This is a genomic window from Streptomyces sp. SID14478, from assembly GCF_010548525.1.
Classification (GTDB): domain Bacteria; phylum Actinomycetota; class Actinomycetes; order Streptomycetales; family Streptomycetaceae; genus Streptomyces.
This window is the reverse complement of record NZ_JAAGMG010000739.1, coordinates 1-8,005: the sequence shown is the minus strand read 5'-3', so window position 1 is coordinate 8,005 and position 8,005 is coordinate 1. Positions and strand designations below refer to the sequence as shown.

General features: G+C 72.8%; 9 protein-coding genes. 5 read left to right on the top strand and 4 right to left on the bottom strand.

The window, feature by feature from the left end; translation table 11 throughout:
• Positions 1-438 (top strand): zinc-binding dehydrogenase (locus tag G3I40_RS24620; RefSeq protein ID WP_164304301.1); only part of this gene is annotated, 438 nt, incomplete at its 5' end.
• Between the two features lie 89 nt (positions 439-527).
• Positions 528-1,547, top strand: a complete 1,020-nt coding sequence (locus G3I40_RS24615; RefSeq protein ID WP_164304300.1) for an aldo/keto reductase — start codon at positions 528-530, stop codon at positions 1,545-1,547.
• Between the two features lie 18 nt (positions 1,548-1,565).
• Here G3I40_RS24615 and G3I40_RS24610 read toward each other — a convergent pair whose 3' ends face one another.
• The 4 genes from G3I40_RS24610 to G3I40_RS24595 all read right to left on the bottom strand — a co-directional run bounded on the left by G3I40_RS24610 (position 1,566) and on the right by G3I40_RS24595 (position 5,530).
• Positions 1,566-2,171: a cytochrome b/b6 domain-containing protein gene (locus tag G3I40_RS24610; RefSeq protein WP_164304299.1), complete on the bottom strand. Its 606-nt coding sequence runs from the start codon at positions 2,169-2,171 to the stop codon at positions 1,566-1,568.
• Positions 2,155-2,808 (bottom strand): molybdopterin-dependent oxidoreductase, encoded by a 654-nt coding sequence (locus G3I40_RS24605; RefSeq protein WP_164304302.1) that lies wholly within the window; start codon positions 2,806-2,808, stop codon positions 2,155-2,157. The genes G3I40_RS24610 and G3I40_RS24605 overlap by 17 nt, the downstream gene beginning before the upstream one ends.
• Before the next feature lie 169 nt (positions 2,809-2,977).
• Complete coding sequence (locus tag G3I40_RS24600) at positions 2,978-4,507, bottom strand: APC family permease (protein ID WP_164304298.1); 1,530 nt, start codon at positions 4,505-4,507, stop codon at positions 2,978-2,980.
• Positions 4,508-4,552: 45 nt separating this feature from the next.
• On the bottom strand, positions 4,553-5,530 hold the full coding sequence (locus G3I40_RS24595; RefSeq protein WP_164304297.1) for a hypothetical protein: 978 nt from the start codon (positions 5,528-5,530) through the stop codon (positions 4,553-4,555).
• Positions 5,531-5,896: 366 nt separating this feature from the next.
• On the opposite strand from G3I40_RS24595, the gene G3I40_RS24590 reads away from it, so the two are divergent.
• The 3 genes from G3I40_RS24590 to G3I40_RS24580 form a co-directional block, all read left to right on the top strand.
• Positions 5,897-6,787: a DMT family transporter gene (locus tag G3I40_RS24590; protein ID WP_164304296.1), complete on the top strand. Its 891-nt coding sequence runs from the start codon at positions 5,897-5,899 to the stop codon at positions 6,785-6,787.
• A 353-nt stretch (positions 6,788-7,140) separates the two neighbouring features.
• Positions 7,141-7,647, top strand: coding sequence for an NUDIX domain-containing protein (locus tag G3I40_RS24585; protein WP_164304295.1), 507 nt, complete (start codon positions 7,141-7,143; stop codon positions 7,645-7,647).
• Between the two features lie 21 nt (positions 7,648-7,668).
• Positions 7,669-8,005: DUF202 domain-containing protein (locus G3I40_RS24580; protein ID WP_164304294.1), on the top strand; the 337-nt coding region annotated here is incomplete at its 3' end.

Here is an 8,005-nt window from a genome sequence, read left to right as displayed (position 1 = left end):
GTGACGGTGACGGACCTGCTGCCGAAGGCGCTGGAGTTCGCCTCCGTCGCCGGCGCCGACGTCCTCGTACGGGCCGACGACCCGGCCGACCCCGGGTGGCCGGACGAGGTCGACGTGGCCGTCGAGGCCTCCGGGGTCGCGGCCGGGCTCGACACCTGCCTGCACCGGGTGCGCCGGGGCGGCACGGTGGTGCAACTGGGCATGCTGCCGCCCGGGCAGAGCCCGTTCGCCGGGAACCTGGTGGTGAGCCGGGAGATCGAGCTGCGCGGCGCCTTCCGCTTCGACACCGAGTTCGACGACGCGCTCGCCCTGCTCGCCCGGCAGCCGGCGCTCGCGGGCCTGGTGAGCGCCGTGGTGCCGGTGGCCGAGGCACCTCGCGCCTTCGCACTCGCGGCGGACCGCGCCGCGTCGTGCAAGGTCCTGCTGGACTTCGGCTGACCCGATCCGGCGGGCACCGCCCGCCAAGCTGCATGCATTGCGCACGAATGCTTGCCCTGGAGCGCACTCCAGCACGTTGACTGTGCGCCATGAAGTACACACAGCTCGGACGGACCGGACTCAAGGTCAGCAGGCTCGTGCTCGGCACGATGAACTTCACCGGGGAGGCCGGGGCCACCGACGAGAAGACCAGTCACGCCCTGATGGACGCCGCCCTGGAGGCGGGCGTCAACTTCTTCGACACGGCGAACATCTACGGCACCGACGAGGAGAAGGGCGCCACCGAGCGCATCATCGGCTCGTGGCTCACCCGGGGCGGCGGGCGGCGCGACAAGGTCGTCCTGGCCACCAAGGTGTACGGCGACACGACGAACGACGGCACGCCGTGGAACCAGACCTCGTGGCCCAACCACGACCGGCTCAGCGCGGTCAACATCCGCCGCGCCGTGGACGCCTCGCTCACCCGTCTGGGCACCGACCACATCGACCTCTACCAGTTCCACCACGTCGACCGGGACACCCCGTTCGACGAGATCTGGCAGGCGATGGACGTCCTGATCCAACAGGGCAAGGTCCTCTACGCGGGTTCCTCCAACTTCCCCGGGTACAAGATCGCCCAGGCCAACGAGACGGCGCGGGCGCACGGCCGGGTCGGCCTGGTCAGCGAGCAGTGCCTCTACAACCTCTTCGAGCGGCGCGCCGAGATGGAGGTCGTCCCGGCGGCCCAGGAGTACGGACTCGGCGTCATCCCCTGGTCGCCGCTGCACCAGGGCCTGCTCGGCGGCGCCCTGCGCAAGCAGCGCGAGGGTTCCGGCTCGCGCACCCTGACGGGCCGCTCGGGTGCCGGGCTCGCCGATCCCCAGGTGCGGGCGAGGGTCGAGGCGTACGAGAACGCGGTCGCGGAGCACGGCTTCGAGCCCGGCGAGGTGGCTCTCGCATGGCTGCTGACGCGGCCGGGAGTCACCGGGCCGATCGTGGGTCCGCGGACGCAGGAGCAGCTGGACTCGGCGCTGCGGGCGCTCCAACTGGAGCTTCCGGAGAGCCTGTTGACGACGCTGGACGAGATCTTCCCGGGCCCCGGCCCGTCCCCGGAGGCCTTCGCCTGGTGACGTCCGGCGGGGCCGTCGTCAGTCGAGCCACTCGCCGTGCTCGCGCGCGGCCCAGTCCCGGCGGACGTAGCCGGTGCGCATGCCCCTGCGGGCCTCGGGGTCGCCGACCGCCATGCCGATGTGCCCGGCGAGCACGATGCCGAGGGCGAGGGCCAGCCAGTCGTGCACGAAGGTGCTGCCGGTGCGCCAGACCAGCGGCGCGAGGTGCGTGAACCACATCAGCAGGCCGGTGCCGAGCATGACGAGGACGGCACCGGCCAGCCAGGCCGCCCAGAGTTTCTGTCCGGCGTTGAACTTGCCCGCGGGGCGCTCCGGTTGACGTCGCAGCGCGGCCCGCAGCCAGGTCCTGTCGTGCGCCCCGAACCGGTTGAGGCGGCTCAGGTCGGCGCGGAAGGCCCGCGAGGCGAGGCCGAGCAGGAACGGGGCGGGCAGCAGCAGCCCCGACCACTCGTGCAGCGTAACCACGAGGGTGCGGCGCCCGACGAGTTCGGCGAGCTGCGGCAGGTAGAGGCAGGCCGCCGTGGCGACGCAGACGCCCATGAGAACGGCGGTGGTCCGGTGCACCCAGCGCTCCGCGCGCGTGAACCGGCGTACACGGGCGGCCAGTTCAGGTGGTGGGTGCATCTTCCCGCCCGTTCGAGCGGCCGACCCAGCCGTCCACGTCGTAGCCGCGTTCCTCCCAGTACCCGGGGCGCACCTCGTCGGTGACGGTGATGCCCGAGAGCCACTTGGCGGACTTGTAGAAGTACATGGGGGCCACGTACAGGCGGACGGGGCCGCCGTGCGCGTGCCCGAGGTCCTTGTCCTGCATCCGCAGCGCCACCAGCACGTCGGCCCTTCGGGCCTGCTGCAGGGTGAGGCTCTCGCTGTACGTCCCGTCGAAACAGGTCAGGCGCACGGCTCGGGCGGTCGGGCGCACTCCCGCGGCGTCCAGGATCCGCGAGAGCCGTACGCCTTCGAAAGGGGTGCCCGGGACCCGCCAGCCCGTGACGCACTGGACGTCGCGGACGAGGCGGGTCTGGGGCAGTGCCCGCAGTTCGGGAAGCGTGTAGGTGACGGGGCGGTCGACCAGGCCGTCGACGGTGAGGCGGTAGGTCTCGGCCGACTTGTGCGGCACGGAGGCGGTGACGGAGTAGTAGCGGAAGCCGCCGCCGTTGGGGAGGATGCCGCTCAGCCCCGTGGGGTCCTTCTGGGCGAGGTTCTCCAGCACGTGCTGGACCGGGGCCGCCGCGGCGACGCCGAGCGCCCCCACGCCGAGCATGCCGAGGATCAGGCGGCGCCCGACGGGGGCGCCGCCCTCGGTGTCGGCCCGGGGGCCTGGGCGTTCGTTCACGCTTCGATTCGAGCACCCGGCGTGGCCGAATACCAGGCCTCACCGGTTGCCGTCACCGTTTCGTCAGCTTTTCCGCGTACGCCCCGCGGACCGGTGGCTAGCCGGCCTTCTTCTCCAGCTGGAACGCCTCGTTGCCCAGGCCGATCCGCGCGTGGGCCTCGGGGTTGCGGGAGCGCAGGACGAGGCTGTGGGCGACGCCGACGAGCGCGGCGAGGACGATGACGCCCGGGAGCAGCCAGTTCAGGGCCGAGTCGGGGCCGGAGCCGACCAGCACGTCGAAGTCCTTGACCGTGTACCCGGCGATGACCAGCAGGGCGAGGCCCGCGATGCCGGAGGCGATCAGCCGCCAGGCCTGCGCGCCGGCCGCGCCGCGCTTGGCGAAGAACACGATGACCGCGAGGGACGCGGTGGCCATGAGCAGGATGACGCCGAGGGCGCCGATGTTGCCGCCCCAGGTGAACAGGTGCAGGACCGGCGCCGTCGGGTCGCCCGCCGCGCCGCTGTCGGAGAGGGCGAAGCCGATGACGACGACGAGCGCGATCACCGACTGCAGCACCGAACCCGCGCTGGGCGCACCGCTGGCGCTGTTCGTGCGTGCGAACGCCGCCGGGAGCAGGCCCTCGCGGCCCATCGCGAACGCGTACCGCGCCACGACGTTGTGGAAGCTGAGCATGGCCGCGAACATCCCGGTGATGAACAGGACGTGCATGATGTCCGTGAACGTGCCGCCGAGCCGGTCCTCCGTCAGGCCGAACAGCAGCCCCGCGGACTGCTTCTGTGCCTCACCGACGATCCCCGCGGGGCCGGTGGCCACCGTCAGCGCCCACGAGCTGATCGCGAAGAAGACGGCGACGCCGCCGACGGCGAGGAACATCACCCGCGGCACCAGGATGTGCGGGCGGCTGGTCTCCTCGGCGTAGACGGGCGCCTGCTCGAAGCCGGCGAACGCGGAGATGCAGAAGCACAGGGCGGTGCCGATGCCCACGCCGGAGAGGGTGTCCGGGTTGAAGGCGTGCAGGGACACGCCCTCCTTGCCCGGGTCGCCGAACGCGGCGACGTCGAAGACGACGACGAGCGCCACCTCGATGAGCAGCAGCACGCCGAGCACCCGCGCGTTGATGTCGATCTTCAGCAGGCCGCAGACCGCGACCAGGGCGACCGCCACCAGCGCGGGTATCCACCAGTCGATCTGCACGTCGAGGTGCTCCTGCGCGAGCGAGGAGACCTCGAAGCCGAACATGCCGAAGATGCCGACCTGGAACGCGCTGTAGGCGACGAGCGCGACGAGCGCGGCCGCCGATCCCGTGGTCGCGCCGAGCCCGCGGCTGATGTACGCGTAGAACGCACCGGCGTTGTGGACGTGTCGGCTCATCTCCGCGTAGCCCACGCTGAACAGCGCGAGCACCACGCCGAGGACGAGGAAGAGCAGCGGCTGCCCCACCGCCCCGACCACGGCGAACGTCGTGGGCATGACACCGGCGACCACCATCAGCGGCGCGGTCGCGGCGAGCACGGACAGCAGCAGCCCCGCGGTGCCGAGCCGCCCCGCGCGCAGCGCGCTCTCCTCGCCCTTGAACGTGCTGATGCCCGGATCGGCCGTGCTCGTGCTCGAACTGCCCGTCGTCATCGCGGGGTTGTCCTTCCGAGTGTGTGCTGGCTGGTTGCTGATCGTCTACGCCGAGCCGAGCGCGGCACTGCGCGCGGCACGGAACGCTTCGTACGGGTCCCGGTCCGGGTACGACCAGGGGGCCTTGGTGACGTGCGGTCCGATGCGGTGGAACAGGGCGGCCGCCTCGGCCGGGCGGCCCTCGCAGTACTTGGCGTGGGCGAGGAAGTTGAGGTCGACGCGGCCGCGCGGGTGCGCGACACCGGCCCGGTCGTAGGGGTCGCCCCACTCCAGCCACCAGTCGAAGGCGGCCTTCATGACGAGGCGGGCCCGCCGTCCCGTCCAGTGCCCGGACGCCTTCGGGTCGGCGCTCTCGCTGCCCGCCCCGGCGAGGACGCGGTAGCGCTCGGCGTGCGCGACGACCGGGAGCACGGCCAAGGGGGAGGACGACGGCGCCTGTTCGGCCGCCCAGGCCGCGAAGTCGTACACCTCGTGGAGCGGGTCCTGGCCCGCGGCCGGGCGCCGCTCGGCGAGCCGGGCGACCATCAGGTGGTGCGCGTGGTGGTGGACGGGGTGGCGGTGGCGCACCTCGTCGAAGAGCCGGACGACGTCCTCCTCGCTGCCCAACTCCCGCTCCAGAAGGAGCAGTCCGAGCCAGGGAGTCGGGTCGCCGGGTACCTGCGCGGCCGCCTGCGTACAGGCTTCGCGCGCCTTGTCGGGGCGGGTCTTGCCGGCGACCGCGCGGTGCACGGCGGCGCAGGCGAGCAGGACAGGCGCGTCCGTGGACTCGGGTTCGGCGAGCTGCCAGTCGCGGACCCAGGCGGCCGCAGTGGGTTCCTGCGCGAGGCCCATGACGCGGTGGCCGCGCAGGTCCCAGTCGTCACCGGTGCCGGCCAGCAGCGCCCGGGCCTCGGTCCAGCGGCCCTGGGCGAGCGCGGTGCGGGCGGCGACGAGTTCGTTGTCGTCGAGCGCGGGGTCACCGAAGTGCGCGGGGTGCGCGTTCTTCTTGCGGGAGCGCCCGAGCGGAGGCGGGGGTGGAGACACCGCAGCGGTTCCTCTACGACTCTTTTCAGCTACGAAGCAACGAACGTGGCAGACACAGGTACGGCCGCGCGGCGTCGCGCGGCCCGGGAGCGGATGATCACGCACAGCAAACCGGTAGGGGGCCCTCCGCGTCAAGGGCGGACCCGTGACGGACTTCACCAACTCGTCCCGCGCTACGCCGAGTTCACTTTTCGGCGCTTTCAATCACCGCTGTGAGCTGGCGTGTTGGTGATGTGACACGAGTAGGTTGCGGTCAGGTGTCGGGGATCTCGACGGGGGCACCCGTAGCGCGGACGGCGCCGCGGGGCGCTATCGTCAGCCTCGTACCCACCCCTGCCCGTCCAGCAGCTGTCCGAGGTGCGCAGCGTGTCGGTTCTCGTTCTCGTCCTCGCCGTGAGCGCGGCGTTCTGCCTGGGCGTCGGATTCGTCCTCCAGCAGAACGCGGCCCGGCACGCCCCGCTCGGGGACTTCCTCTCCCCGCGGCTGCTGCTCGACCTGATCCGGGTGCCGCGCTGGCTCGCCGGCATAGGGCTGATGGTGTGCGGGATGGCGCTCGGTGCCGTCGCGCTCGGCCGGGGCGAGGTGACCCTCGTCGAGCCGCTGCTCGCCACGAACCTCCTGTTCGCCCTCGTCCTGTCGCGCCGCCAGACGAGAGCGCCGCTCGGCCGCCAGGGCTGGGCCGGGCTGTCGCTGCTGGCCGGCGGGGTGACGGCGTTCATCGTGGCCGGGCAGCCGCGGGGCGGCACCGCGGTGGCCGATCCGCTGCGGCACTGGCTGATCATCGGCGTGATGGTCGGCGCCGCGCTGGCGCTCGCGGCCCTCGCCAGACGGTCCCGGCTGAGCGCGGGGCCCGTACTGCTCGCGGTCGCGGCGGGCCTGCTGTACGGCGTGCAGGACGCTCTGACCCGGGTCAGCGGGCAGCGTCTCGGCGAGGGCGGCTGGACCGCCCTGTTCACGGGGTGGCAGCCGTACGCGGTGGTGGCGCTCGGGGTGACCGGGCTGGTGCTGGTGCAGAGCGCGTTCGAGACGGCGCCGCTGCGGATGTCACTGCCCGCCCTGACCGCCGCGCAGCCGCTGGCCGGGATCGTGTGCGGGGTGGGTTTCCTCGGGGACCGGCTGCGGATGGACACCGGGGCGCTGGCCTGGGAGGCGGTGGGGCTGGCCGGGATCGTGGCCGGGGTGGTCCTGCTCGGATTGCATCCCGCGATGCCGGGCGCTGCCGCGCGGGAGCGGGACCGGGTGCCGGCCGGGCGGTAGGGCCGACTGCGCGCCACCGCCGTCCCAGCGGACCGTCGAAGGACGGCGTCCGCAAGTGCGGCACGCACCGCCACCACCCCGCTCCACCGGACCCCCGGAGACTGACGTCCGCAAGCGCGGCACGCACCGCCACCGTCCCGCTCCACCGGACCTCCGGACCGCCACCGCCTGCCTCACCCGCCGCCCCGGACCGCCAGACCGCCACCGCCTGCCTCACCCGCCGCCCCGGACCGCCGGACCGTCGCCGCCTGCCTCACCCCTCGTGACCGCGTGCCTCACGCATCGTCGCCGGTCGCGCCCGCGCGACGGTGCCGCTCCGGCCCCGCGGACCTTCGCGGCGTAGCCTCCCCCGCATGAAGCCGGCTGAAGAGATCCTCGACATCGTCGACGAGCAGGACCGCGTCATCGGGCAGGCTCCGCGCGGCGAGGCGTACGCCCGCAACCTTCGGCACCGGTGTGCGTTCATCCTGGCCCGGGACCCGGACGGCAAGATCTTCACGCATCGCCGCACCCCCACGAAGCTCGTCTTCCCCGGGTGGTACGACATGTTCGTCGGCGGGGTGGTCGGTGCCGGGGAGAGCTACGACGAGGCCGCCCTGCGCGAGGCCGAGGAGGAGCTCGGGGTCTCCGGACTTCCGCGGCCCACCCCGTTGTTCAAGTTCCTCTACGACGACGGCGCCGGGAAGTCCTGGTGGTCGTACGTCTACGAGGTCTGCTGCGACCTGCCGGTGCATCCGCAGGCCGAGGAGATCGACTGGCACGCGTTCCTGAGCCCGGAGGAGCTGGAGCGGCGGCTCGGCGAGGGGTCGTGGACGCCGGACGGCCTCGCCGCGTACGAGCGCCTGAAGGCGCACCGGTGACCCACGGGTAGGGTCCTGCGAGTGATCGAATTCGCGCGCAACGTCCGGCTCTGGTTCGCGCCGGAGCGGATCAAGGACGAGGGTGACACCCCCGACTACCGGTTCTCGCTGGCCAATGAGCGCACCTTCCTGGCGTGGGTGCGCACCGCGCTGGCGCTGATCGGCGGCGGCTTCGCGGTCGACCAGTTCCTGCCCGACCTGCGGTGGGCGTGGCGGGTCGGGCTCGCGCTCGCGCTGCTCGGCGCCGGTGTGCTGTGCGCGCTGCGCGCGGTGAGCCACTGGGTGCGCTGCGAGCGGGCGATGCGGCGCGGCGAGGACCTGCCGGTGTCGAGGTTCCCGGCCCTGTTGAGCGTGGTCG

What these genes read in the sequence shown, in the direction of transcription:
- G3I40_RS24605 (WP_164304302.1), bottom strand. Translation starts at nt 2,808, where the DNA reads ATGCTCGGCGTGGGGGCGCTCGGCGTCGCCGCGGCGGCCCCGGTCCAG.
- G3I40_RS24600 (WP_164304298.1), bottom strand. Translation starts at nt 4,507, where the DNA reads ATGACGACGGGCAGTTCGAGCACGAGCACGGCCGATCCGGGCATCAGC.
- G3I40_RS24585 (WP_164304295.1), top strand. Translation starts at nt 7,141, where the DNA reads ATGAAGCCGGCTGAAGAGATCCTCGACATCGTCGACGAGCAGGACCGC.
- G3I40_RS24615 (WP_164304300.1), top strand. Translation starts at nt 528, where the DNA reads ATGAAGTACACACAGCTCGGACGGACCGGACTCAAGGTCAGCAGGCTC.
- G3I40_RS24610 (WP_164304299.1), bottom strand. Translation starts at nt 2,171, where the DNA reads ATGCACCCACCACCTGAACTGGCCGCCCGTGTACGCCGGTTCACGCGC.